21 protein-coding genes and 1 riboswitch are annotated in these 25,936 nt (G+C 68.4%); of the genes, 7 read left to right on the top strand and 14 right to left on the bottom strand.

The genetic code is table 11. From position 1 onward, the window contains the following. Nucleotides 1-5: 5 nt before the first annotated feature. The 4 genes from N416_RS0105675 to N416_RS0105660 form a co-directional block, all read right to left on the bottom strand. Nucleotides 6-725, bottom strand: coding sequence for a CPBP family intramembrane glutamic endopeptidase (locus N416_RS0105675; RefSeq protein ID WP_024441154.1), 720 nt, complete (start codon nt 723-725; stop codon nt 6-8). A gap of 80 nt (nt 726-805) precedes the next feature. Further along, entirely contained in the window at nt 806-1,324 is a 519-nt protein-coding gene (locus N416_RS0105670; protein WP_024441153.1) for a gamma carbonic anhydrase family protein, read from the bottom strand. Nucleotides 1,325-1,329: 5 nt separating this feature from the next. Further along, a complete protein-coding gene (locus N416_RS0105665; protein ID WP_024441152.1) occupies nt 1,330-2,121 on the bottom strand; it encodes a crotonase/enoyl-CoA hydratase family protein in 792 nt (263 codons plus the stop codon). Between the two features lie 14 nt (nt 2,122-2,135). After that, nucleotides 2,136-3,281 (bottom strand): thiolase family protein, encoded by a 1,146-nt coding sequence (locus N416_RS0105660; protein WP_024441151.1) that lies wholly within the window; start codon nt 3,279-3,281, stop codon nt 2,136-2,138. Between the two features lie 105 nt (nt 3,282-3,386). On the opposite strand from N416_RS0105660, the gene N416_RS0105655 reads away from it, so the two are divergent. From N416_RS0105655 to N416_RS0105635, 5 genes are all read left to right on the top strand, one after another. Next, nucleotides 3,387-4,046, top strand: coding sequence for an SDR family oxidoreductase (locus N416_RS0105655; protein WP_024441150.1), 660 nt, complete (start codon nt 3,387-3,389; stop codon nt 4,044-4,046). 46 nt (nt 4,047-4,092) lie between these two features. Continuing rightward, nucleotides 4,093-4,305: riboswitch (cobalamin riboswitch) on the top strand. Between the two features lie 135 nt (nt 4,306-4,440). Further along, a complete protein-coding gene (gene metE, locus N416_RS0105650; protein WP_024441149.1) occupies nt 4,441-6,711 on the top strand; it encodes a 5-methyltetrahydropteroyltriglutamate--homocysteine S-methyltransferase in 2,271 nt (756 codons plus the stop codon). Between the two features lie 77 nt (nt 6,712-6,788). Then, on the top strand, nt 6,789-7,679 hold the full coding sequence (locus tag N416_RS0105645) for a mycobacterial-type methylenetetrahydrofolate reductase (protein ID WP_024441148.1): 891 nt from the start codon (nt 6,789-6,791) through the stop codon (nt 7,677-7,679). 299 nt (nt 7,680-7,978) lie between these two features. Further along, nucleotides 7,979-11,923, top strand: a complete 3,945-nt coding sequence (locus N416_RS0105640; protein WP_036457320.1) for a cation-translocating P-type ATPase — start codon at nt 7,979-7,981, stop codon at nt 11,921-11,923. 10 nt (nt 11,924-11,933) lie between these two features. After that, entirely contained in the window at nt 11,934-12,815 is an 882-nt protein-coding gene (locus N416_RS0105635) for a crotonase/enoyl-CoA hydratase family protein (protein ID WP_024441146.1), read from the top strand. On the opposite strand, the gene N416_RS0105630 is transcribed toward N416_RS0105635, so the two are convergent. Genes N416_RS0105630 through N416_RS0105615 form a run of 4 tightly spaced genes read right to left on the bottom strand, consistent with a single transcriptional unit; the run spans nt 12,812 to nt 16,747 of the window. Continuing rightward, nucleotides 12,812-13,639, bottom strand: coding sequence for a sterol desaturase family protein (locus N416_RS0105630; RefSeq protein WP_024441145.1), 828 nt, complete (start codon nt 13,637-13,639; stop codon nt 12,812-12,814). The genes N416_RS0105635 and N416_RS0105630 overlap by 4 nt on opposite strands. A gap of 4 nt (nt 13,640-13,643) precedes the next feature. Next, on the bottom strand, nt 13,644-14,360 hold the full coding sequence (locus N416_RS0105625; RefSeq protein ID WP_024441144.1) for a FadR/GntR family transcriptional regulator: 717 nt from the start codon (nt 14,358-14,360) through the stop codon (nt 13,644-13,646). A gap of 58 nt (nt 14,361-14,418) precedes the next feature. Continuing rightward, nucleotides 14,419-16,152: a DUF3556 domain-containing protein gene (locus N416_RS0105620; RefSeq protein WP_024441143.1), complete on the bottom strand. Its 1,734-nt coding sequence runs from the start codon at nt 16,150-16,152 to the stop codon at nt 14,419-14,421. A 22-nt stretch (nt 16,153-16,174) separates the two neighbouring features. After that, the gene (locus tag N416_RS0105615; protein WP_024441142.1) at nt 16,175-16,747 is read right to left on the bottom strand and encodes a TetR/AcrR family transcriptional regulator; all 573 of its coding nucleotides are present in this window, start codon (nt 16,745-16,747) and stop codon (nt 16,175-16,177) included. Between the two features lie 180 nt (nt 16,748-16,927). Between N416_RS0105615 and N416_RS0105610 the strand changes: the two genes are divergently transcribed. Beyond that, nucleotides 16,928-18,148 (top strand): cytochrome P450, encoded by a 1,221-nt coding sequence (locus N416_RS0105610; RefSeq protein WP_024441141.1) that lies wholly within the window; start codon nt 16,928-16,930, stop codon nt 18,146-18,148. A 4-nt stretch (nt 18,149-18,152) separates the two neighbouring features. Here the strand turns inward: N416_RS0105610 and N416_RS0105605 are convergent, their stop codons facing one another. The 3 genes from N416_RS0105605 to prpD are packed head-to-tail and all read right to left on the bottom strand — an operon-like array spanning nt 18,153 to nt 21,687. Further along, complete coding sequence (locus N416_RS0105605) at nt 18,153-19,271, bottom strand: bifunctional 2-methylcitrate synthase/citrate synthase (protein WP_024441140.1); 1,119 nt, start codon at nt 19,269-19,271, stop codon at nt 18,153-18,155. Continuing rightward, nucleotides 19,268-20,185: a methylisocitrate lyase gene (gene prpB, locus N416_RS0105600; RefSeq protein ID WP_024441139.1), complete on the bottom strand. Its 918-nt coding sequence runs from the start codon at nt 20,183-20,185 to the stop codon at nt 19,268-19,270. The genes N416_RS0105605 and prpB overlap by 4 nt, the downstream gene beginning before the upstream one ends. Continuing rightward, on the bottom strand, nt 20,182-21,687 hold the full coding sequence (gene prpD / locus N416_RS0105595) for a 2-methylcitrate dehydratase PrpD (protein WP_024441138.1): 1,506 nt from the start codon (nt 21,685-21,687) through the stop codon (nt 20,182-20,184). Before prpD ends, prpB begins: the two co-directional genes overlap by 4 nt. Before the next feature lie 120 nt (nt 21,688-21,807). Here prpD and N416_RS0105590 point away from each other — a divergent pair, with 120 nt between their 5' ends. Next, complete coding sequence (locus N416_RS0105590) at nt 21,808-23,253, top strand: short-chain fatty acyl-CoA regulator family protein (protein WP_024441137.1); 1,446 nt, start codon at nt 21,808-21,810, stop codon at nt 23,251-23,253. On the opposite strand, the gene N416_RS0105585 is transcribed toward N416_RS0105590, so the two are convergent. The 3 genes from N416_RS0105585 to N416_RS0105575 are packed head-to-tail and all read right to left on the bottom strand — an operon-like array spanning nt 23,217 to nt 25,876. Then, nucleotides 23,217-23,735, bottom strand: coding sequence for a DoxX family protein (locus N416_RS0105585; protein WP_024441136.1), 519 nt, complete (start codon nt 23,733-23,735; stop codon nt 23,217-23,219). The two genes, N416_RS0105590 and N416_RS0105585, sit on opposite strands and share 37 nt — an antisense overlap. Before the next feature lie 9 nt (nt 23,736-23,744). Further along, on the bottom strand, nt 23,745-24,971 hold the full coding sequence (locus N416_RS0105580; protein WP_036457317.1) for a hypothetical protein: 1,227 nt from the start codon (nt 24,969-24,971) through the stop codon (nt 23,745-23,747). Nucleotides 24,972-24,985: 14 nt separating this feature from the next. Next, a complete protein-coding gene (locus N416_RS0105575) occupies nt 24,986-25,876 on the bottom strand; it encodes an alpha/beta fold hydrolase (RefSeq protein WP_024441134.1) in 891 nt (296 codons plus the stop codon). Nucleotides 25,877-25,936 lie beyond the last annotated feature (60 nt).

The following is a 25,936-nucleotide window of genomic DNA, read 5'->3' as shown; positions in this document are numbered from 1 at the left end:
GGTGCCTACATCCCGAAGACCGGGGGCAGCGCCAGCACCATCATCAGCCCCCACACCAGGTGGGTCAGCACCGGAGCCAGCACGCCACCGGTAGCGCGGCGCTCGAAGGCACAGACGGTACCGAGTATCAGCGCGGCCAACCCGACCATGAGGTTGCCCGCGGCCATCATCGCCGCGACGTAGAGCAGGGTGGAGAACACCAGCGGGGAGCGACGACCGAAGGCGCTGAACAGTGCGCCGCGGAAGAACAGCTCCTCGGCGATCGCGTTGACAAGTGCGATCAGTACTACCAGCCGCCACGAAGCTTCGGTGGTGTAGGCCAGGATCGCGACCACCTGATCGGCCAGCGGCGGAATGCCTTGCACCGCAAGCCCGCCCAGCAGGAACACGCCGCCCAGTACCAGGCCGACGCCGGTGCCGGTGAATACCGGCCGCTCGTTGCGTCCACGGAACCGCAACACGCCCAGGTGCAGCGGTCCGGCCACCACCGCCCCCACCGTCCAGACCGCGGCCAAGACCAGCGAGAGCCAGTAGAACGACGGGTCGCCGGGAAGCTTGCTGTGCATGGCGACCAGTACCGCTGCGCCGATCAGCACGACCACTCCGACCACGGCGCGCCGCCGCTGCACCACTGCCCGTGGTTCGTGATAGGGCGGGGCGACCCGGCTCATGATGTCGGTGATCTCACGCAGCAGGCCGGGGCGAGTTGGACTGATCTGGGTCATAGGAGGACGTCCCCTCAGCGGCGGGTTGAGCAACGTCCCTAAAACGTAGCGGCGAAACGGCGGCCGGTGGCCCAAATGCGTTAGTTCGCTCGATGGACTTCGATCAGTCGCCGGTATGCCGCGGCATTGTGCCGATTGTTGCGGACCTCGGCCTCGCTCAGGTCGCGCCGCACCCGGCCCGGAACCCCCGACACCAGTGACCGCGGCGGCACCACCATCCCCTGCGGGATGACGGCACCGGCCGCGACCAGCGAGCCCTCCCCCACCACGGCGCCATTGAGGACGATCGCTCCCATGCCGATCAGGCAGTCGTCCTCAATGGTGCAACCGTGCAGCACCGCGTTGTGCCCGACGCTGACGTGCGCCCCCACCCGACAGGGGAACTCCTTGTCGACGTGGATGGTCACGCCGTCCTGGATGTTGGTGTCGATGCCGATCTCGATCGGTTCGACCTCGGCACGCAGGGTCGCCGAGTACCAGACGCTGGCCCGGGCGGCCAGGCTGACCTGGCCGATCAGGCTGGCGTTGGGCGCCACCCAGGACTCCGGGTGTAGCTGCGGGGCGCGCCCGCGGATGGAGATGAGAAGCGGCTCGGGCACGCCGCTCAACGCGCCTTCCACACTGGTGCACGCTTCTCGGCGAACGCCCGGGGTCCCTCCTTGGCGTCCTCGGACCGCAGCACGGCGGAGAACTCCCGGCCGGTGCGAGCCCAACCGTCGACTTCGCCGGGGATGGCGCCGTCATCGACGCCGTAGGCGATCCGCTTGCTGGCCCGCACCGACAGCGGCGCGTTGCTGGTGATCCGTTCGGCCAGCTCGAGTGCTGCCTGCAGCGCCCCGCCGTCCTCGACCACCCGGTTGACCAGTCCCCAGCGGGCCGCGTCGGCCGCCGAGATGGGCTCCCCGGTGTAGAGCAGTTCCAGCGCGATCTTGCGGGGCAATTGGTCGACGATGCGGAACACCCCGCCGGCACCGGCGATCAGGCCACGCTTGACCTCGGGCAGCCCGAACTGGGCGCGCTGCTCGGCGATCACCAGGTCGCTGGCCAGCGCGATCTCGGTGCCGCCGCCCAGCGCGGTGCCGTTGACCGCCGCGATGACGGGCTTGTCGATGAAGTGCTGCACGAAGCCGGCGAAACCCCACTCCGGGTGCTCCGGGTGGTAGATGTTCTCCCGGTTGGCGATCGCCTTGAGGTCGGCTCCGGCACTGAACGACTTGTCGCCGGCGCCGGTGAGCACGACCGCGCGTACCTCGTCGTCGTCTTGAGCCTGCGCCAAGGCGTCACCGATGCCGGCACTGACGGCGCCGTTGATCGCGTTGCGGGCGTCGGGCCGGTTGATCGTGACCACCAGTACGCCGCCGTCGCGCCGTTCTACCAGAACGGCCTCTTCACTCACAGCGGCTTCCGCACTCACAGCAGCTCCAAGATGGTGGCGTTGGCCTGGCCGCCGCCTTCGCACATGGTCTGCAGTCCGTAGCGAATCCCGTTGGCGCGCATGTGGTAGAGCATGGTGGTCATGATCCGGGCGCCGGAGCCGCCGAGCGGGTGACCCAGTGCGATCGCCCCGCCGTTGGGGTTGAGCTTCTTCGGGTCGGCACCGATCTCGGCCAGCCACGCCATCGGCACCGGGGCGAACGCCTCGTTGACCTCGAACACCCCGATGTCGTCGACGCTGAGGCCGGAGCGCTGCAGCGCCTTCTGGGTGGCCGGGATCGGCGCGGACAGCATCATCACCGGGTCGGCACCGGCCAGTGTCGCGGTGTGCACCCGTGCCAGCGGGGTCAGGCCCAGTTCCTTGGCCTTCTCCGCCGACATGAACAGCAGCGCGGCCGAACCGTCGGAGATCTGGCTGGAGTTACCGGCGTGAATCACGCCGTCCTCCTTGAAAGCAGGCTTGAGCTGCGCCATCTTCTCCAGGGTAGTCCCCCGGCGGATGCCCTCGTCCGCACTGATGACGTTGCCCTCGGGGTCGGTGATCGAGACGATCTCGTCCTTGAAGGCGCCGGCGTCCTGTGCGGCGCCGGCCTTGTCGTGCGACGCCAGCGCGAACTCGTCGAGCGCGGTGCGGCTCAGGCCCCACTTGGTGGCCATCATCTCCGCACCGATGCCCTGGTTGGGGGTCTGGCTGTAGCGCGCCTTGAAGGAGTCGCCGTAGGGGCGCCCGCCGTTGGCCAGCGACGAACCCATCGGGGTCCGTGACATCGACTCGACGCCCCCGGCCACCACGACGTCGTAGTGCCCGGCGACCACACCGGCCGCGGCGAAGTGCACCGACTGCTGGCTGGATCCACACTGGCGGTCCACGGTCACCGCGGGCACCGTCTCCGGCCAGCCCGCGCTCAGCACCGCGGTGCGGCCGATGTCCAGGGCCTGCTCACCGGCCTGCATGACACAGCCCCAGATCACGTCGTCGACCAGCGCCGGGTCCACGCCGGCCCGGTTGACCAGCCCGTTGAGCACCTGGGCGGACAGTTCGGCCGGGTGTACCCCGGACAGTCCGCCGTTGCGCTTGCCGATCGGCGCGCGCACCGCTTCGACGATGACGGCTTCAGCCATGGGTGCTCCTTAGTTCGTTCGGGGTCTTGTTGCCTCGATTGTCGACGGGCGCGCCCGGCCGGTGTCAGCGGGGGTCACTCCGGGCTCCCGCGTACCGTCGATTCCATGGCACGCATTGTGATCATTGGTGGCCACGGCAAGGTCGCCCTGCTGCTCGCCCCGATTCTTTCCCAAACCCGCAACCAGGTCAGTTCGGTGTTCCGCAACCCCGACCACGCCGAGGAGGTCGCGGTCACCGGCGCGGTCCCGGTGGTGGCCGACATCGAGCAGCTCGACACCGACGGCCTGGCGCGGCTGGTGGCCGATCACGACGCGGTGGTGTTCTCCGCCGGCGCCGGTGGCGGGAACCCCGCCCGTACCTACGCCGTCGACCGCGATGCCGCCATCCGCACCATCGACGCCGCCGCGCAGGCCGGCGTGCGGCGCTTCGTCATGGTGTCCTACTTCGGCGCCGGCCCCGATCACGGTGTGGCCGAGGGCGACCCGTTCTATCCGTACGCTCAGGCCAAGGCCGCCGCCGACGCCCACCTGCGCGCCACCGACCTGGACTGGACGGTGCTGGGACCCAGCCGGCTGACCCTTGAGCCGGCGACCGGCCGGATCGCCGTCGGCCCCGACCCCGGCAAAGGGCAGGTCTCCCGCGGCAACGTCGCGTTGGCGATCGCAGCCTGCCTGGCCGACAACTCGACCATCGGCCGCACCATCGAATTCAACGACGGCCAGAGCCCGATCCCGGAGGCACTCGCGGCCGGCCGAGCCGAGTAACCTCGATCACGCAACTGGTTTGCCGTTGTCGCCGCCAGGCGGCCTCGGCATCGAGCGCACCGCGGTTTACGCAGTTTTCCGTGGAGCGCAAGAGGGAACCCGGTGAGAATCCGGGACTGTCCCGCAGCGGTATGCAGGAACGACCGCCGTCATAAGCACTGGTCACGGGTTCGCCCACCGACTGGGAAGCGACGGCCATTAGGAGCACCTCGGTGCGTGCCTGCGAGTCCGAATACCTGCCCGTTGTGCTGGGCGCGCCGCGCCCGGCGGATCAACGCCTCGCGGAATAGGCGTCTGGTTTTGAGGGTTATAGTGCTTTATATATAGGCACGGGACCGGATCAGCTGGGCGGCTGCTGGCGTTGACCCACCCTCGTCGATCGAAGGATCAAATCGTGACCGTTCAACCTTTTACCGCCACCGTTCTCGGCTCACCGCGAATCGGGCCGCGACGCGAACTCAAGCGCGCCACCGAAAGCTACTGGGCCGGACGGATCGGCCAGGACGAACTGAAGAAGGTGGCCGCCGGCCTGCGCCGGGACACCTGGGCACAGCTGGCCGCCGCGGGGCTCGACTCGGTACCGGTGAACACGTTCTCCTACTACGACCAGATGCTCGACACCGCGGTACTGCTGGGCGCACTGCCGGCCCGGGTGGCCGGCGTCGCCGATGAGCTGGACCGCTACTTCGCCGCCGCCCGGGGCAACGCCGAGATCGCTCCGCTGGAGATGACGAAGTGGTTCGACACCAACTACCACTACATCGTTCCCGAGATCGGCCCGGACACGAAGTTCTCGCTGAACCCGGCCAAGGTGCTCTCCGAGCTCGCCGAGGCCCAGGAGCAGGGCATCAACGCTCGTCCGGTGATCATCGGGCCGGTCACCTTCCTGCTGCTGAGCAAGGCCGTCGACGGTGCGGACGCACCGATCGCCCGCCTCGATGAGCTGAGCGACATCTACGCCGAGTTGCTGGGCAAGCTGGCCGACGCCGGCGCACAGTGGGTGCAGATCGACGAGCCGGTGCTGGTGACCGACATCTCGGCGGACGCCCCCGCGTTGGCCGAGCGGGTCTACAACCGTCTCGGCGGGCTGAGCAAGCGGCCGGCGATCTTCGTGGCCACCTACTTCGGTGACCCCGGCGCCGGGCTGCCCGCCCTGGCCCGCACTCCGGTCGAGGCGATCGGCGTCGACCTGGTCTACGGCGCGGACGCCAAGATCGCGTCGGTGCCGGAGCTGGCCTCCAAGATGCTGGTTGCCGGTGTGGTCGACGGCCGCAACATCTGGCGCACCGACCTGCAGGCCGCGCTGGCCAAGCTGGCGTCACTGCTGGGCCCCGCCGGGGCGGTGGCTGTCTCTACGTCGTGCTCAACGTTGCACGTGCCCTACTCGCTGGAGCCCGAGACCGGCCTGGACGACGCACTGCGCAGCTGGCTGGCGTTCGGCGCCGAGAAGGTGACCGAGGTCGCCACGCTGGCCCGTGCCCTGCGCGACGGCCGCGAAGCCGTCGCCGAACAGATCGCCGCATCCAACGCCGCGGTCGCCTCCCGCAGGACCGACCCGCGGCTGAACAACGCGGCACTGCGCGCGCAGATCGCCGAGATCACCTCGGCCGGCGTCCAGCGCGGCTCGGCTCAGGAGCGTCGCGCCGCCCAGGACGAGCGGCTGCACCTGCCGCCGCTGCCGACCACCACCATCGGTTCGTTCCCGCAGACGGTGGAGATCCGCAAGGCGCGCGCCGCCCTGGTTGCCGGGGAGATCGACGACGCCGAGTACACCAACCGGATGAAGGCCGAAGTGGCCGCCGTCATCAAGCTGCAGGAGGAGCTCGGCCTGGACGTGCTGGTGCACGGCGAGCCCGAACGCAACGACATGGTGCAGTACTTCGCCGAGCAGCTGGAGGGCTTCTTCGCCCCCAGCAACGGCTGGGTGCAGTCCTACGGCAGCCGCTGCGTGCGTCCGCCGGTGCTGTTCGGTGACGTCACACGCCCCACGCCGATGACGGTCGAGTGGGCCACCTACGCCCAGTCGCTGACCGACAAGCCGGTCAAGGGCATGCTCACCGGGCCGGTCACCATCCTGGCCTGGTCATTCGTCCGTGACGACCAGCCGCTGGCCGACACCGCCTATCAGGTGGCGCTGGCGATTCGCGAGGAGACGGTGGACCTGGAAGCTGCCGGCATCGCGGTGATCCAGGTCGACGAGCCGGCCCTGCGTGAGCTGCTGCCGGTGCGCGACGCCGACAAGGCGGCCTACCTGGAGTGGGCGGTCGGCTCGTTCCGGCTGTCCACCTCCGGCGTGTCCAACGCGACGCAGATCCACACGCACCTGTGCTACTCGGAGTTCGGTGAGGTGATCGGTGCGATCGCGGACCTGGACGCCGACGTCACCTCGATCGAGGCGGCCCGCTCGCACATGGAGGTGCTCGACGACCTCAACGCGATCGGGTTCTCCAACGGTGTCGGGCCGGGCGTCTACGACATCCACTCGCCGCGTGTTCCCAGCACCGACGAGATGGCGTCGTCGCTACGCGAGGCACTGAGTGCCGTTCCCGCGCAACGCCTCTGGGTCAACCCGGATTGCGGCCTGAAGACCCGCAAGACTGACGAGGTCACCGCGTCCCTGGCCAACCTGGTCGCTGCAGCGAAGGAAGCCCGCGCCGGCCTGTGACCGTCTGACATGTTGCGCCCCAGAGCTTTTCTGGGGCGCAACATGTCCGTTCCCCTCTTGAGATACGGAGTTCCCTGGTGCCGCTGAACACCATTGCACTGGAGTTGGTGCCGCCCAACACCGACCGCGGGGTCAAGCAGGCCCGCGAAGAGGCCCACAAGGTCCTGCAGTTATCCGCCCAAGCGGGCATCGCGGGCCGGATCGGTCACGTCATGATCCCCGGGTTGATCCCCGAAGACGACGATCGGCCGGTCGAGATGCACCCCAAACTCGACGTGAGCGACTTCTGGTCGGTCATCGGTCCCGAACTGCCCGGAGTGCGCGGACTGTGCACGCAGGTCACCGCCTTCCTCGATGAGTCCGCGCTGCGCACACGACTGTCGGGGCTGCGCCAGGCCGGGTTCGACGGAATCATCTTCGTCGGTGTCCCCCGCACGCTCAACGACGGAGAGGGCGGCGGCGTCGCACCCACCGACGCCCTGTCCAAGTTCGACGATCTCGTGGACAACCGGGGAGTCATCCTCATCCCGACCCGAGACGCCGAACAGGATCGCTTCGCCTTCAAATGCGAGCGGGGCGCCACGTTCGGGATGACGCAGCTGCTCTACTCGGATGCCATCGCGGGATTCCTGCGCGACTTCGCCCAGGCCAGCGACCACCGGCCCGAGGTCCTGTTGTCGTTCGGCTTCGTGCCCAAGATGGAGTCCAAGGTCGGGCTGATCGACTGGCTGATCCAGGACCCGGGCAATGAGGCCGTCGCCGCCGAACAGGACTTCGTGCGGACTCTGGCCGCGGGCGAACCCGACGCCAAACGCCGCCAGTTGCTCGATCTCTACAAGCGGGTGATCGATGGCGTGGCCGAATTGGGGTTCCCGTTGAGCCTGCACTTCGAGGCTCCCTACGGTACTTCGAAGCCGGCTTTCGACACCTTCGCCGAGATGCTCGCCTACTGGTCGCCGCCGGCATAAACCGGAGGAGGCGGCCCAGATCGGTTGGAAGGGGCAGTAATTCACCGACACTTCAGGTCGAGTCTCGGCGGCGTTCAGCCGACAGCTGCTTACCGGCCCTAGCCTCGGACGCGAAGGGGAGTAGTTCCTACCCGCCACACCGGTGGTGGATGTGAATGGTCGTCAATACGGCGGTTGCACCCGCCCGGTCATTCAGCGGACCTGGACTTTCGCGAGCGAGACCTTCGGACGATCAATCATGTCGACCGAAGGTTCCGCGGGCTGTCTCCACGGCTTCGGTCGCCGAGCGAAGGAGACCGATGCCCCCCTCGATAGCTGCCTTGGCCGACGATGTCGAGCCGGACTATGAGGTGGTTGCCGACCCACCGGCGGAGGCCGACCGCCCACCCCGACACCTTCGCCCGGCCCCCGAACCCGGCGATGGTCTGATCGCGGTCAGCAGCGCCGCGATGGCCGGCATCAATGCCGTCGGCCTGGGTCTGGCAGTTGCCAGTCGCGTGCTGCGGTTTCGCCGGTTGCCCTCCAGCCTCCAGGGCGCGGTGATCACCCTGGACCACCAGCCGCAACTGCGCCGCATGCTGGAGGAACGAATCGGCAAGCGCGCCACCGCCACCGCGTTGGGGATGGCGACCACCGCCGTCAACGCCCTGGCCGCGGCGCCGTCGATGCTGGCAGTGGACCTGGCGATCAACACCATCAGGGCCGCCGAAGCGCGCGCGGACACCCGGGCCTGGGCGCGGCGCGAGCCGGAACTGGCCCGCCCGGCTGCCCGGCCGGCCCAGCGCACGACCGAATCCCCGGAGAGCTCGGTCGACCACAACCTCCAGCGCGGGACCTGGATTCAGGCGATCGGCGCCGCCGTCGTCGCCGCGACCAGCCGCGACCCGGAACTGGCCGGCAATGCCGCGTTGGTCGCGGTGCCCAAAGCCACCCGGGCCACGCACGAATCATTCGCCGCCACATTGGGCCGCGGGCTGGCCAACCGGGACGAAGCACTGCAGGTCGACCCGGATAGCCTGCGTCGACTGGACCGCATCGACGTGGTGATCCTCGATCCGCGCGTGCTGCGGACCGCAGCGCTGCGCCTGGCGGGACTGCGCGGCACCGACGAGAAGGATCTGACCGCCTGGGAAAGCGCCCGGGAGATGCTCGCGGCAGGTGACCTGCGGCCAGGGTGGCATCCCGTCCCCGGCCGCCCCGGCACCGAGGCACTGGTTGCTCCGTCGCCGCATCCCCTGGCGGCCGCGACGCTCGCCGAGACACAGCGCGCCCAGGTGCGCACGGTGACCGTGGACGACTCCACCGGCCTGGGAGTGCTGCGGCCCGCATTCGACGAAATCGCTCCCCTGACGGGCGATTCGATCGACGTCACGCTGCTTCATGCGGTGCGCGACTACCAGCAGGACGGCCACACCGTGGCGGTGGTCTCCTCTGCGGCCGCCCAGGCGCTGTCGGCGGCCGACCTCGGGATCGGCATCCTGCCCGACGACGGCGAGCCGCCGGTGGCGGACCTGATCGTCGATGACCTGTCCGGGGTCTGGCGGGTATTGCATGCCCTGCCCGCAGCCCAGGAGGCCACCCGTCTGGGTATCGCCTTGTCCACCGGCGCTTCGGCATTGGGTTCGATGCTGCTCATACCCACGGTGCGAGGACGCGGTCCTGAGCCGGTGGCGCTGGGCGCGGCCGTGGGTCTGGTGTCGGGCTACTGGACGGCCCGCCGGGTGATCACGGCGCCGCTGCCCCGGCCGGTCCCCGTCGAGGAGTGGCATGCCATGTCGGTCGAGCAGGCGCGTGCCGCCCTGAGCTCGCTGTCGCGGCCCGACGTCGCGCCGGACACCGGCATCGCCGGGCGGCACGTGGTCTGGCAGTTCCTGGACGCGGTGCGTGATGAACTGTCCGATCCACTGACACCCGTCCTGGGACTGGGCGCCGCTGCCACCGCGCTGCTGGGCGCACCCCTCGACGCGCTCATGGTCGGCTCTGTCCTGGTCAGCAATGCGGTCCTGGCGGCCGGTCAACGGTTGAGCGCCGAACTGCGGCTGGATCGGCTTCTGGCCGAGCAGATCCCGCCCGCCTGGAAGGTGACGATCCGGCCCGATGGCACCCGCGACCGCGTCCAGGTGCTTCCCGAGCAGCTGCAGCGTGGCGACCTGATCGAGGTGGGTCCCGACGATGTGGTGCCCGCCGACGCCCGGTTGGTCGAGCTGGAGAAGCTGGAGGTCGACGAGTCCTCGCTCACCGGTGAGTCGTTGCCGGTGGCCAAGCAGATCGATGCCACCCCGGGCGCCGAGCTGGCCGAGCGTCGCTGCATGCTGTTCGCGGCCACCACCGTGGCCTCCGGGAGCGGTCTGGCGCTGGTGACCGCGGTGGGCCCCGACACCGAGGTGCGGCGCGCCGCTGACCTGGTCACCAGCCGGCACGGGGATATCGGGCTGACCCATCAGCTCGGACAGATCACCACCCGGACTTGGCCGCTGAGCCTGATGGCCGGCGGTCTGGTCAGCGTGCTTGGCGTGTTGCGGGCCACCCGGCTGCAGCAGGCGGTGGCCAACGGAGTGTCGGTGGCGGTGGCCGCTGTCCCCGAGGGCATGCCGGTGGTGGCGACGCTGGCTCAGCACGCCTCGGCCCAGCGTCTCACCAAATCCGGTGTGCTGGTGCGGGTGCCCCGCTCCGTGGAGGCCCTGGGCCGCGTCGACGTGGTGTGTTTCGACAAGACCGGCACCCTGAGCGAGAACCGGTTGCGGGTCACCGAGGTGCGTACGGCGGCCGATCATTCCCGTGACGAGGTACTGCGGTGCGCGGAGCGTGCGACGGCGTCGGCCAAGGGGCAGAGCCATGTCGACGCGACCGATGCGGCGATCGTGGCGGCGGCAGCCCAGGTGCCCGGAGCCGTCGCTTCGGGGACAGCCGATGCCCATCTGCCGTTTCGCTCCGGGCGGCCGTTCGCGGCGTCGGTGTTCGGCGCCGAGTTGACCATCAAGGGTGCACCGGAGGTGGTGTTGGCCGCCTGCGGTGACGTCCCGGCCGACATCCACGATGTGGTGGAGCAGCTGGCCGACGAGGGCCTGCGGGTGCTCGCGGTAGCACGACGCGAGCTCAGTTCCGCTCAGGTGCAGTCGCTTTCGGCAGATCCGGACGATCCCGAAGCCCAGCTCGCGACGCTGGCGCAGCAGTGCGCCGACGGTTTGACGCTGGTCGGGTTCGTCGGTATCGCCGACACGCCACGCGCCGGGTCGGCGGGGCTGCTGGCCGAGCTGGACCGCCGGCAGGTGCCCATTCGGATGATCACCGGCGATCACCCGACCACCGGCCGTGCGATCGCCCGCAAGATGGGCGTGCAGCTGTCCGCCGATCAGGTGATCACCGGCACGGAGTGGGAGGCGCTGTCGGGCACGGAGCAGGAACGCGCGGTGTCCGAGCGGGTGGTGTTCGCCCGTATGTCGCCGGCGAACAAGGTGCAGGTGGTTCAGGCACTCGAGCGCAGCGGCAAGGTCTCGGCCATGGTCGGTGACGGCGCCAACGACGCCGCCGCCATCCGGGCCGCCACCGTCGGGATCGGTATCGTCGCGCAGGGCAGCGACGCCGCCCACACGGCCGCCGACGTGGTGCTGCTCGACGGGAAGATCGAGACCCTGCTGGACGCCCTCAACGAGGGCAGCCAGCTGTGGCAGCGGGTGCAGGCCGCGGTGGCGGTGCTGCTGGGCGGCAACGCCAGCGGCGCGTTGTTCGCGATCATCGGCAGCGCGCTGACCGGTCAGGCACCGTTGACCACCCGCCAGCTGCTGCTGGTCAATATCGTGACCGACGCGTTCCCGGCCACCGCGCTGGCGATCAGCCAGCCTCGGCGTCCCATGCCGTTCGGGGGACGCGGGCCCGATGAGAAGGCGCTGCTGCGCGCGGTGACCCTACGGGGCACCACCACGGCCAGCGCCACCCTCGCGGCGTGGTTCATGGGTCGGCTCACCGGTTTGCCACGGCGCGCGTCCACGGTGGCACTGGTCGCCTTGGTGAGCACCCAGTTGGCGCAGACCCTGCTGGAGTCACGCTCGCCGATGGTGCTGGCCACAGCCGGCGGGTCGTTCGCGGCGCTGGCCCTGCTGATCAGCATCCCGGGGATCAGTCAGTTCATGGGTTGCACGCCGCTGGGCCCGATCGGCTGGGGTCAGGCGTTGGGGTCGACGGCGGCCGCCATCGCCGGGGCGGCCATCGTGCCCCGCTTCTTGTCGCGCGCCGAGGCCCACTAGCCTCGGGGCGATGGAGTTCACCACGCTGCGCCATGAGGTCGAAGACGGCATTCTCACCGTGTATTTGAACCGGCCGGACAATCTCAACGCCTTCACCGTCGAGATGGCCGAGGAGCTGGAGCGAACTTTCGTCGACGTCAATAACGACGACGCCGTCCGCGCGGTGATCGTCACCGGCTCCGGGCGCGCCTTCTGCGCGGGCATGGACCTGTCCAGCTCCGGCAACGTGTTCGGCCTGGATGAGTCCAAGTCGCCATCGCTGGCCGACATGGCCGACCTCGACGACCCCGAGCTGGCCCGGGTGCGCGACACCGGCGGTCGGGTGACCTTGGCGATCTACAACTGCCGTAAGCCCGTGATCGCCGCGGTCAACGGGCCCGCGGTCGGGATCGGGGCCACCATGATGCTGGCCATGGACGCCCGGCTGTTCTCCACCAAGGCGCGTTTCGGTCTGGTCTTCGGCAAGCTGGGTATCACTCCCGAGGCGTGCTCGACGTGGTTTCTGCCCCGGATCGTCGGCATGCCGACCGCCCTGGATCTGCTCTACCGCGCCGACATCCTCGATGCCGAGGGGGCACTCGGCTGCGGGATCGCGGGGTCGCTACACGAGCCCGAAGCACTGTTGGCTGACGCGCGGGCGCTGGCCGATGCCTGGACCAAGGGCCGCTCGCCGGTGTCGTTCGCGCTGATCCGTCAGATGCTCTACCGCAACTCCGCGCAACCGGACCCGGTGGAGGCGCACCGGGTCGATTCACTGGCGATGTTCTACACCAGCATCGGCGACGGGGCCGACGGGGTGCGGGCGTTTTTGGAGAAGCGCGACGCCCAGTTCACCGGCCGGGCCTCGCAGATGCCGCCGTTCTACGACGAGTGGGTCACGCCCGGCGCCTAAGCTGCCGGTTGCCATCCCGGGCCGCGAAAGAGGTGGCCCCACACCGCACGCCAACTGCGAGCCGCACGGATGTCGCGCCAGATGGCCACGTATTCGTGGGTGGCCACTCGCACCGGATTGAAGGTGTCGATGTTCTTGGTCAAGCCGTAGACGACGCGCTCGTCCTCGGGCTGGAAGGTGCCGAACAGCCGGTCCCAGACGATGAGGATTCCCCCGTAGTTCTTGTCAAGGTATTGGGCGTTCGCCCCGTGGTGCACCCGGTGGTGCGACGGGGTGTTGAAGATGAATTCGATTGGCCGCCAAAGTTTTCCGACCCGCTCGGTGTGGATGAAGAACTGGTAGAGCAGGCTGACCGACTGCTGCAGCAGGATCATCCACGGGGCGAATCCGGCGAACGCCAACAGTATCCAGAACGGCACCGCGGTGAACGGTGTCCAGGTCTGGCGCAGCGCGGTGGACAGGTTGTAGTGCTGACTGGAGTGGTGCACCACGTGGCTGGCCCAGAACACCCGGATGGTGTGGTGCGTGCGGTGGTACCAGTAGTAGGCGATGTCGTCGGCGACGAACAGTGCGATCCAGGTCAGTGGGTTGCTGGCCGGCAGGTGAACCGGTGCCAGCAGATAGGCCCCGCTGAAGATCGCCAGCACCACCAGCTTCCAGCCGATGTTGATGATGACGTTGCCGATGCCCATCGTCAGGCTGGTGCCGGTATCGCGGAGTTCGTAGCCGCGCTCGTCGTCGTCGGGCCGCACGGCGAACGACACGGCTTCCAGCAGCAGGCAGAGCACGAAGACCGGGATGGCGTGCGCGATGAGGTCGAACATACGGCTACTCCTCTCCCTCGGTGCCGGCCTGGCAGGCCGTGACGAACCGGGTCAGCAGTTCGTCGGCGAGGCGGTACGCCGCGTCCTCGTCGGCGGCTGCGATCGCGGCGGCAAGGTCGATGTGGGAGCTGCGGTCGGCGAACTCGGCGGCTCCCAACGCATAGATGGCGTCGCGGCCGATCTCGTCGTAGGCGGCGACCAAGGTGTTGAGCGCCAGCCGGTAGGCAATATTGCCGGATGCGTCAATTACGGCGATCCAGAACGCCAGGTCGGCGTCGCTGACCGCCGCAAGGTCCCCGGAGATCGGGTAGTCCGCGGCGGCCGCGGTGATCGCGGCCCGCTGTTCGGCCGAGGCGTTCCGCGCGCAGAGTCGTGCGGCGTCCGCGGCGATCGAGCGGCGCATCACCGCGACGTCGCCGATGATCTGGCGCGCCGGAATCGCCCCGGCGACCGCCAATCCGGTCAGCGCGTCCAGGCCGGCGCTTTGCCGCCAGTCCAGCACCCGGGTCTTTCCGCCGTGGCTGATCCGGACCAGTCCCGCCTGCTGCAGCCGCTTGAGCGCTTCGCGCACCGCGTGCCGGTTGACCTGCAGGGTCAGCGCCAGTTCGCGTTCGGACGGAAGCGGCCCGCCGGCAGGCAAGCGTCCGGTCAGGATCTCTTCGACGAGCCGCACGAAGATCGTGTCGGAGAGCGCGGTGCGGGAGATGGGCGCCAGATCCATGGTCTCCATGGTCAGGCGCCCACCCCCACTGGTCAACTGGTTGGACCAGTTATCTAGGTCACACCGAGGCGGCGCCGTCGACGTAAATCGGCAGATCGTCCTGCCATGGCTGGCGCTCCAGCATGTCGGCCACCTTGACGTGGCCGCGCTCGAACTCCCCGGTGGCGGCGTCCACCAGCCGGTAAGCCTGGGTCTGCCGATGGATCGGCTGCGCATCGAGAATCACCACCCGCACCTCCCCCGGCTCGAATCCACAGCGCTGCTGCAAGGCCTCGATCAGCTGCTCATTGGTCATGTGGCCGTCGCCGAAGTTCCAGCCGATGGCCGTCGAACAGATCCGCTCGCCGTCGGTCAGCGCGTAGTCGCTCTCGTCACCGTCAGCCATCGCCCGGTGCGCCAGGCTGAACAGCGCCCGGCCGTGGGTGTTGAAGCCGCGGAACGCATACCCCATGTAGATCGGGATCTGAGCGGCCTCGGCACTTCCGTAGAACCGTTCCAACTGCGCGGCGGGCATACTGGCGATCGCGACAATCCCGCGCGCCATCTTCTCTTCCGCCGACGGCTTCAGGCACCACAGGGTGGTGTCCCAGTTTCCGGCGTAGTACCGCATGCCGGGCAGGAAGGAAACATTGTGCGGGAACAGGTTGCCCGCCACCACCGTGCCCGCGCTGATGGCGAACAGCAGCGCCACCGCCAGCGGGTTGTTGAGGTCGGACAACCCGAGATCGGCGTGTGCGACGAACAACGACAGCACCCCGAAGATCATGAAGACGTTCCACTCCAACGGCACGCCCATCGGGATCGCCGCCAGGATCCCCAGGTGGAAACAGACCATGACAAAGGCCGCGATCGCGGTGGGCAGGCCACCGTGGCAGAAGAACAGTGCCAGTGGCACGAGCATCTCGATCGCCGTGCTCACATGCGCCAGCGCCTTGGATGGACCGCCGGGGCGCAGGTCTTCGGGGAAGTTCTTGAAGAAGGCGCGCTTGAGCGGCTTCGGCCGGATCAGCGGGTTGTTGCTCATCATCGTCGAGATGACGAATGGGAAATGGTGGTTGAGTTTTGAAGTCGCCGCGCCCATCCAGATCACCATGAAGATCGCTTTGGCCGCAATGATCATGTCGACCCCGGTGAACAGGAATGCCGCCGCCAGCGGGGCGTAGACCTCGCCGCGGGCCGCCAGGAAGATCACCTTGTCGCGCAACCCGATCGTGGCCAGGATCCCCAGAATCGTCAGGATCTGCCAGTGCGGCAACACCCCGACGTTCGTGTGCAGCGCGGCGATGGGGCCGGTTCCGTCGGAGACCAGCGCGACCACCAGCATCACCAGCAGCGCCGCATACAGGGCGGCGTCCACCGGCGTGCGGTTGGTGCCGGCGGTCAGCGGGATGCGCCGCGGCCATGGTGGCAGCCGGATGGTGCCCGGCCGCAACCAGTACAGAATCGATCCCATCGGCGGGAAGAACCGGTTGTTGAGCGGGCCGAAGCCGCAGCCCAGGCCGATCACCTCGAACAACATCGTGTAGAGCACGACCTTCTCGAAGACGATCGGTTCGCTCCACCACTGCCGTACCTCGGTGAATCCGTCGACCCCAGCGGTGCTCAGCGCAAACAGCCAGGCGCCCAGGATGTAGAGGCCGATCTTGAGCACATAGAACAGGTGCAGCACCACCGGCGTGCCGAAACCCACCTCTGCCCAGTGCCGGGCCATCGGCCGGATCTTCTCGCTGCGCGTGCCCTTGCTCCATTCGGCGAAGTCGACAACGGGCAGTTCAGGTTTGAGAAATCCCATGACGGCCAGACTAGAACGTGTTCTAGGTCTGCGCGGCGAAACCGTCCCCGGCGAAGGCCGGGGCGACGAAGCGCTCCAGAATCTGCTGCTCGGCCGCGGCGTCCTCGATGGGCCAGCACAACAGCGAAAGCAGCACCCGCACGACCCACTGCGCGGCCAGCCGATCGTCCTCGCTCAGGCCGCTGAGATCGCGGGCGAAACCGGCGACCATGGGCGATGCGGCCAGTCGGGTCATCTCCTGCGCGCCCCGCACCGAGCCGACCATCGGTTGGACGAGTGGGTCCGAGCGGATCCGCTGCAGTGCCGCCGCCATCGCGGCCACCACCCGATCGGCCCCGCTGCGTCCGGCGACCGCCTGCCGCACAGTGTCCACAATGCGGGCGGCCGCCCGCGCCAGGACGGCATCGCGAATCTCGGCCTTGCCGCCGGCATGCCGATAGATGGTGGCGCGCGAGCAGTGCACCCGGGCAGCCAAGACGTCGATGTCGAGGGCATCGATCCCCTCGCGAATCACCAGATCCATGGCGGCGGCGTAGATGCGTTCGGCGCCGGCGGCACGGCGGTCCTCTCCCACCAGCCAGTCATGCCCCGTCATCGCAGACTCCTTCCGCCTGCAAACTTTATCTCAGTGTGAGACATAAATGGACAGAATTCTCACCGTGTCTGCAGGTCCGCGGCGCGCTCTGAGACGATCCCCGGCCACCGGCTCCGACCGCGGCTTTCAACTTCGGGCAGCGCATTGACGCAGGTAGCGCACCTTGAGCAGCCTAGAGCCATGCCAGTAGAGACAGACCAGATGGGCCTGCGCCTGTTCGACGACGCGTGCATTCAGGACCCGTACCCGTTGTACGAGCGGATGCTGGCGCACGCCCCGGTGCACCCGATCGGTGATTCCGGGTTCTATGCGGTGTGCGGCTGGGATGCGGTCATCGAGGCGGTGGCGCGAGTGCAGGACTTCTCCTCAAACCTGACCGGGACCATGCTCTATCAACCCGACGGCACGGTGGCCACCTTCCCGATGCCCGGACTCGAAGACCCCACCCATGTGCTGGCCACCGCCGACGACCCGGCTCATGCCGCGCACCGCAAGATGCTGGTGCCACAGCTGGCGGCCAAACGGATTCGCGCTTTGGAGCCGTTCATCTCCGAGACGATGGACCAGCTGTGGCACGACGGCGTCCGCGATGGACGCATCGAGTGGATGAGCGCCGTCGCCAACCGGCTGCCGATGATGATCGTGGCGCGGCTGATCGGTGTGCCCGACGAGGACGTGGATCAGCTGGCGGCATGGGGTTACGCCGGCACCCAAGTGGTGGAGGGGCTGGTCGACGCTGACCAACTGGCCCGCGCGGGTATCGCCGTGATGGAGCTCGCGGGTTACATCAACGACCACTTCGCGCGGGCCGCTCTCGATCCGCGCGACAACCTGCTCGGCGACTTGGCCACCGCATGCGCCTCCGGCGCACTCGACAACCTCACCGCCCAGGTCATGATGATTACCCTGTTCAGCGCCGGCGGTGAGTCGACGGCATCGCTGATCGGTTCGGCCGCCTGGATTTTGGCGACGCGCCCGCAGGTTCAGCGTCGGGTTCGCGACGCACCGGAGCTGTTGGGCCCGTTCCTCGAAGAGGTGTTGCGGTGCGAGTCGCCGTTCCGCGGTCACTACCGCCATGTCCGGCGCGACACCAGCCTCGGCGGGGTGAATCTGCCGGCTGGATCACGGCTGCTGTTGCTGTGGGGCGCGGCCAACCGGGACCCGTCGCGGTTTGCCGCGCCGAACGAGTTCCAGGTGGACCGCCCTGCGCAGAGTCACCTGGCATTCGGAAAGGGCGCGCACTTCTGCGTCGGCGCCGCCCTGGCGCGGCTGGAGGCCAGGATCGTGATCGGTGAACTGCTGGCACGCACATCGCAGTTCGGCATCGCCGAGGCCGGCCGCTGGCTGCCCAGCCTGCTGGTGCGCCGCCTCGAGCGCCTGGAGCTCACCGCGCTCGGCTGATGCCTCAACGTGCGCCGACGACGCGCTGGGGACTTCCCGAATAGGCACTCAGCGGACGGATCAGCGCGTTGGACGCGGTCTGCTCGATGATGTGCGCGGTCCATCCGGTGATTCGGCTCATCACGAACAGCGGGGTGAACATCGGGATGTCGAAGCCCATCAGGTAGTAGGCCGGCCCGGTCGGGAAGTCCAGGTTGGGCAAAATCCCTGTGGCGGCGAACATCTCGGCCTCCAGGATGCGATAGATGTCCAACCAGCGCTGGCCGCCGCGGGCCGCCACCACCCGTTCCAGCGCCGCCTTCATGGTCGGCACCCGAGAGTCCCCGTGCTTGTACACCCGGTGGCCGAACCCCATCACCTTGTCCTTGCGAGACAGCTTGCCGTGCAGCCACTCTGCGGCCTTCTCCGGCTCACCGATCTCGATCATGTCGTGCATGACCGCCTCGTTGGCCCCACCGTGCAGCGAGCCCTTGAGTGCGCCGATGGCCGCGGTGACAGCACTGTAGATGTCGGACTGGGTGGAGGTGACCACCCGAGCGGCGAAGGTGGACGCGTTGAAGCTGTGCTCCGCGTAGAGGATCATGGACTGCTCGAAGGCCTCCACAATGACCGACTCGGGCACCTCACCGAAGCACATCCGCAGGAAGTTCTCGGAATAGCCGAGGTGGCTGTGCGGTGCGATCGGGTCCAGGCCGCGCCGGCGGCGCATGTCGGCCGCGACGATCGTCGGCAGCACCGCGAACATCCGCAGCGCCTTGGCGAAGTTCGCGGACTCGGAGGGATCGTCCTCTTCCGCGTCCTCGGCACCCAGGTAGCTGATCGCGGTGCGCACCACATCCATGGGGTGGCAGTTCTCCGGGAGCTTGTCCACCAGCGACAGCAGCGACCGGTCCGCTCGCCGGGCCGCCCGCTCCCGTTGGCAGAACAACGCCGACTCGGCGTCGGTGGGCAGCTCACCGTGCCAGAGCAGGTAGGCGACCTGCTCAAAGCTCACACGCGCCGCCAGGTCCTGCACGGGATAGCCGCGGTAGGTCAGCGAGTTGGTCTCCGGCACGACCTTGGAGATGGCGGTGGTGTCGACGACGACGCCGGCGAGGCCCTTGTGAATATCCGCGGTGGTCACCGTCTGCCTCCTTGAATGGTGAAGTTGAAGATGTCATCGTCGAACTGGTTGTACTCGGCGTACCGCAGCAGCTCGTAGAGCCGACTGCGGTGCTGCATCTGGTCGAGCAGTCCGGCTTGCGTTCCAGCCGAGTCGATCTCGCGCAGGCCCACTTCGACGGCGAACATCGCCAGCCGCAGCGTGGTCACCGGGTAGATCACTGCGTTGTAGCCGAGGTCGGACAGTTGCGTGGTAGTGAGCAGTTCCGACTTGCCGAACTCGGTCATGTTGGCCAGCAGCGGCACATCGACTGCGGCACGGAACTTTTCGAAATCATCCGGGCCCTGTAGCGCTTCGGTGAAGATGAGGTCGGCACCGGCGTCTGCGTAGGCCTTTGCACGCTCGATCGCGGCGGGAAGCCCTTCGATGCCGGCGGCATCGGTGCGGGCGCAGATGACGAAGTTCGGGTCCCGGCGCGCGGTGATCGCGGCCCGCAGCCGTTTGATCATCTCGCTGGTGGGCACCACGGCCTTGCCGTCGAGGTGTCCGCACCGCTTGGGGTTGACCTGGTCTTCGAGGTGGCATCCGGCCAGCCCGGTATCTTCGAGCACGGTGATGGTGCGGGCAGCACTCATGGGTTCACCGAAGCCGGTGTCGGCGTCGATGAAGGTGGGCAGGCTGGTGGCGGACGCGATCTGGGCGCCGCGTCCGGCCACCTCGGTCAGCGTGGTCAGCCCGATGTCCGGCAGCCCCAGGTCGGCCGAGAGCGCCGCGCCGGAGACGTAGACGCCCTCGAATCCGATCTCGGCCACCAGCTTGGCGACCAGCGGCGAGAACGCGCCCGGGAACCGTTGCAGCTGACCAGAATTCAGACCCGAGCGAAACGCCACCCGCTTGTCCGACGGGGCCGCGGCCGCCCCGAGCAGCCCACTCACCGGAAAATCCCGTTGGGAGTCGCCGGCGCCTGGTCCAGCACCGCGGGCTCGACGACGATGTTGAGTCCGCGGAGTTCAGAACCCGCCAACCCCGCTAGACCTTCTGCGGCGGCCAGGAACCGCTCCTGTTCAGCGGTGGTGGCGATGCCCTCGGCGAGCTCGGTGAACTTGCCGATGTACTGCTTGCGCTCGAACGGCCGGGCCCCCAGCGGGTGCGCATCAGCGATCGCCAACTCGTCGGTGATCACTTCCCCGCTGGCCAGCGTCACCTCGGCGCGCGCCCCGAAGGCCTTCTCATTCGGGTCGGTCGAGTGGTAGCGCCGGGTCCACTCCGGGTCCTCGACGGTGGAGATCTTGTGCCACAACGCGATGGTGTCGGGAAGGTGGGCGCGCTCCGGGGAGTACGACCGCATGTGGTGCCAGCTGCCGTCCTCCAGGGCGACGGCGAAGATGTACATCACCGAGTGGTCCAGGGTTTCCCGCGACGCGTCCGGGTCGAACTTCTGCGGATCACCCGAACCGGTACCGATCACGTAGTGGGTGTGGTGGCTGGTGTGCAGCTTGATGGTGGCCACCTGGCTCAGGTCGCCGATCCGCTCCCGGAGCCGCTTGGCCAGGTCGATCAGCGCCTGGCTCTGGTACTCCGCGGAGTACTCCTTGGTGTAGGTGTCCAGGATTGCGCGCTTGGCCTCGCCGGGGCCGGGCAGCGGCACCTGGTAGGTGTGGTCTTTGCCCGACAGCATCCAGGCGATGACGCCGTCCTCGCCCTCCCAGATTGGGGCCGGAGCACCCTCACCGCGCATCGCCCGGTCGACGGCCTCGATGCCGACCTTGCCGGCCCATGCCGGCGCGAAGGCCTTCCAGCTGGAGATCGACCCCTTGCGGGACTGGCGGGTGGCCGTGGTCAGGTGCAGCGCCTGGCCGACCGCGGAGTAGATCACCTCGGGGTCGAGCTTGAGCATGGTGCCGATGCCGGCGGCCACCGACGGGCCGAGGTGCGCGACGTGGTCGATCTTGTGCTCGTGCAGGCAGATGCCCTTGACCAGGTCGACCTGGATCTCGTAGGCCGTGGCCAGGCCGCGGATCAGGTCGGCGCCGGACAGGCCGAGCTGCTGGGCGACCGCCACCAGCGGTGGGACGTTGTCGCCGGGGTGCGAGTACTCCGCAGCCAGGAAGGTGTCGTGGAAGTCCAGTTCGCGCACCGCGGTGCCGTTGGCCCAGGCCGCCCACTCGGCGGAATAGGTGCCCTCGATACCGAAGACCGCAGCGCCCGGCTTCGACGGGTGCGCCTGAGCCTGCCGGCGAGCCACCGTCACCGGCCGGCGCAGCACCGAGGCAGCGCTGACGGCGGCGTTGTCGATGATCCGGTTGATGACCATTGCCGCGGTGTCATCGGGAACGGCCACCGGGTCGGCGGCCACCTGTGCGATCTTCCAGGCGAGATGCTCGGAGCGGGGAAAGTCATCGGCACTGCGGCGGGTCTTCACGTCATGTAGCTGCATGTTCCACACCCTACGCACGACCGGTAAACACCGATATGCATGGGAAATGCGTATTACTGCGTCCTAAGTTGGCCAGAATTGCGAACCTTGCGAATGCATTCGCGGGTTACGCTGCACGACATGGCACCCACCACAACCCGGACCTTCGCCGGGGCCCGGCTGCGACGCCTGCGTGAGGATCGCGGCCTGACCCAAGTGGCCCTGGCACGCGCCCTGAACCTGTCGACCAGCTATGTCAACCAGCTCGAGAACGACCAGCGGCCGATCACCGTACCGGTGCTGCTGGCGCTCACCGACCGGTTCAGCCTGCCCGCGCAGTACTTCTCCGGGGACGCCGATGCCCGGCTGGTGGCCGACCTGCGCGACATGTTCACCGCCACGGCCGGCGAACACGCCGCCAGCGACAGTCAGATCGAGGAACTCGTCGCGCGGATGCCCGATATCGGCAACAGTCTGCTGACCATGCATCGCCAACTACGCGGGGCCACCGAGGAATTGGAGTCCTACCGGTCACAGATCTCGGGCGACTCGACGCAGACCGTGGCGCGGCCGATGCCGTTCGAGGAGGTCCGTGACTTCTTCTACGACCGCAACAACTACATCGGCGAACTCGACAACGCCGCAGAGCGACTGTTCGTCGAGACGGGGATGCGCTTCGGCGGCTTGGATATTCAGCTGTCGGCGCTGATGGCCGACCGGTTCGACATCACTGTGGCGATCGTCGACGACCTGCCCGCGGGAACCAAACGGGTCTTCGACCCGACGACTCGGGTGCTGCGAATCGCGCATTGGTTGCTGGCCGGCCAGCGGGCCTTCCAAATCGCCACCCAACTGGCACTGCTGACCCAGCAGGAGTTGATGTCGGACATCGTGGCGCAAGACCAGTCGTTGAGCCCGGAGTCCCGCGGGGTGGCCAAGATCGGGTTGGCCAACTACTTCGCCGGAGCGTTCCTGTTGCCGTATCGGCAATTCCAGCGTTCCGCCACCGATCTGCGCTACGACATCGACCTGCTGGGACGCCGCTTCGAGGTCGGCTTCGAGACGGTGTGCCATCGCCTGTCGACCCTGCAGCAGCCCGGACGTCGCGGGGTGCCGTTCATCTTCGTGCGCACCGATAAGGCGGGCAACATCTCGAAGCGCCAGTCAGCTACCGCGTTTCACTTCAGCCGGGTGGGGGGTAGTTGTCCGCTTTGGGTGGTGCACGACGCGTTCAGCCAACCTGGCCGGATCGTCACTCAGGTGGCGCAGATGCCCGACGGCCGCAAGTACTTCTGGATCGCCACCACGACGCCGCCCGAGGGGCGCGGCTATCTGGGCCAGCACAAGACTTTCGCCGTCGGGTTGGGTTGCGATCTGGCGCATGCCGACAAGCTGGTGTACTCCACCGGCGTCGCCCTGGGCGACGCGGACACCGTGGTACCGATCGGTGCGGGTTGCAAGATCTGCGAACGCGAAGCGTGCCCGCAGCGGGCGTTTCCGTTTCTGGGCCGGCGGGTGGTCGTCGACGAGAACGCCGGCAGCGGGTTGCCCTACTCGCCGGTCGCGTTGGTTCCGCCCGGACGGTAGAACAGTGCCAGCTGGCCGATGGCGCCCGCCAGCCCGAGGCCAACCGAGATCCACAGGCCCGGCCAGCCGTTCTTCCAGCAGTGGCAGAAGATCTGGTGGTCCGCGCTGAGGTAGCCCGGCCCGAGCATCGCCACCACGACGGCGCCGGTGGCCAGCACCAGGTTGTACTCCCAGCCGTTGGTCAGCACGAAGAAGCCGTTCGTGCGGTGCACGGTCCACACCGCCACCGCCATCAGGGCCACGAATCCGGCGGCGGCGATCGGGGTCAGCAGGCCCACCGCCAGCCCCAGCCCGGCAGCGATCTCGGCGGTTGCCGCCGTCACCGCCTGGAGCTTGCCGTACTTCATGCCGATGCTCTCGAACCATCCCGCGGTGCCGGGGATTCGGCCTCCACCGAAGAACTTGTTGAACCCGTGCGCCGCCATGGTCAGTCCGAGAACCAGGCGCAGGAGCAGCAATGCGACATCAGCAGCAGTGACCATCTGCTCAAACTACAACGCGGCGTCCAGCAATCGCAGATATACCTCGATATCCCTGACCGCCGACTCGGCGGAATGCACGCTGACGACCACCGTGTCGCCGATGCCGTGCACCCCATGGGTCAACCCCATCGCCTGGGACAGCGCCGGGAACCCCGCAGTGAGCAGTACCGGCACCGCACCGAAACGCAGGTCCGCGGCGCCCCGGTGCACGCTGGAGACCACGGTGTTGCCGGTCACCCGCGCCGGCCGGGCGTCGGGGTCGAAATGGTCGATACCCCAGCGCAGCAGCGCCGCGGGTGTCGCGGCGAAGGCCCGATCGGCCGCGGCCGCCGCCGGGTGGCGGCCGCGCAACCGGCCCCCGGCGATGTCGGCGGCGATCCGTTCGCAGCGTGCATCATGGCCCAGCAGTGGGTAGAGCCCGACCGGAATATTGCCGAAGTGGTTGTGCGCTTGGCGCTCACCGGATTTGGCCATCGGAACCTCAGCACCCAGTTCGTCGCACGGTTCGTCGAGATACTCCGACAGCGCCGCTGAGACCGCTGACAGCACCGCCACGGTGACGGTCGGTCCGCGCAGTTCGGTGCGCTGCCGCACCAGGGTGCGCAGTGTCCGGCCACCGGCCGGCCGGTTATTGGTGGCCAACGGGGGGCGGTCACCGACCGGGGGCGGCAAGAGTCCCGCCGCAGTGTCATCGACTCGGCTGCGGTGGGTGCGCGCCGCGACAACCGCACGCCACGGCAGGAAACCACGGCCCGGTGGCCGCACCTCGCCCACCGGTGCGGTCCGGCCGAACAGCCAGGCGGCCAACGCAGAAGCCCGCCCCCCGTCGGCGAGGGCATGCGCCACCTGCAACACCGCTACCGTGGCCGCGCCGCGGTGCCCGGGAATGTCGTGGACCGGCGCGAACACGTGCAACCGCCAGGGCGCCACCCGGACATCAAGCTGATCGTCGGTCAGGCGCGCCACCGCAGCTAGGCAACCGTCCCAGCTGTCACCGGGGGCCCGGATCGCGGCTACCTCCTCGCTGGGCTCGGTGCATGGCACCCACCGCGGGTAGCGCAGCGCCCCGGCATCGGCGACCCGGATGTTCAGGTCCGGGATCATTCGGGCTCGGTCGAGCACGTCTGCGATCGCGTCGTCGAGGTCGGCGGGCACCCCGGCGAAGGCGTACAGCAGGAATTGGTCGCTGGGGATCTTCGCGGACATCCAGTAGAACTGCGCGTCGATCGCGGTCATCCGCTCGCCGCGCGTCAGGTCAAAAATCGCAGCACCCGATCGGCGATCTCGTCTGGCTGCTCGAGTTGCAGGAAGTGGCCGGCGTTTTCGACGACGGCGGCGTCACTGCCCGGGGGCAACGCCGGCTGCACCCACCGCGTGAACGCCGGCGACATGCAGCCATCGGTGCGCCCGTGCAGGTACAGCGTCTGCAACAGTGGCAGTTGCAGCCAGTGCCGGTGCAGGTCGGCATAGCGGTCGGGAACCCGCAGGCTGCGCAGCGCCCGGTAGGGCCCGAGCGCGGCACGCCAGCCCTCCGGCGTTCCGATGGCCGCGTCGACGTGGCGCAGATCCTCCTCGGCCGCATACCCGGGCGACCACCGCCGCCACAACAACGGCAGCACCCAGGACGCGGACCGGTCGGGCAGCCACGGCAACTGGAAGTAGCTGATGTACCAGCTGCGCACCAGTTGCGCCGGCAGGAGGCCGGCCAGGGTGAACCGGTCTGTCCCGCGGACCGCGCGCAGCGATGCCGGCGGCGGCACCGACATGATCACCGCCTTGGTGAACGGACTGTCCGGCAACGCGGCCAGGCCGGTGGCGACCATCGCGCCCCAGTCATGACCGATCACCACGTCGCGACCGGTCCCGCCGACGGCGGCGTACACCCGCAGCGCGTCGTCCATCAGAGCGCCGATGTGGTAGCTGCCGTCGGAGGGGATCGACGACGGCGCGTAACCGCGCATGAACGGCGCCACCACATGCCAGCCGGCCGACACCAACTGCGGCGCCAGGCGGCGCCATCCGTAGGCGGTGTCGGGAAACCCGTGCAGACACAACGCCACCGGGTCACCCGGTGTGCCCCAACTCAATGCCTTGAGCGCGACCCCGGGCGTAGCCACGTCGATCCACCGCGGTTCACTCATCACACACCCCCAGGCCGGGCCAAGCAGGCGTTTCTGTCCGCCCTGTCGTCCAAACTATCT

The sequence above is a fragment of the Mycobacterium sp. UM_WGJ genome, assembly GCF_000455125.1.
Lineage (GTDB): Bacteria > Actinomycetota > Actinomycetes > Mycobacteriales > Mycobacteriaceae > Mycobacterium.
Note: the sequence above shows the minus strand (reverse complement) of the source record. Positions and strands in the feature narration are given on the sequence as shown.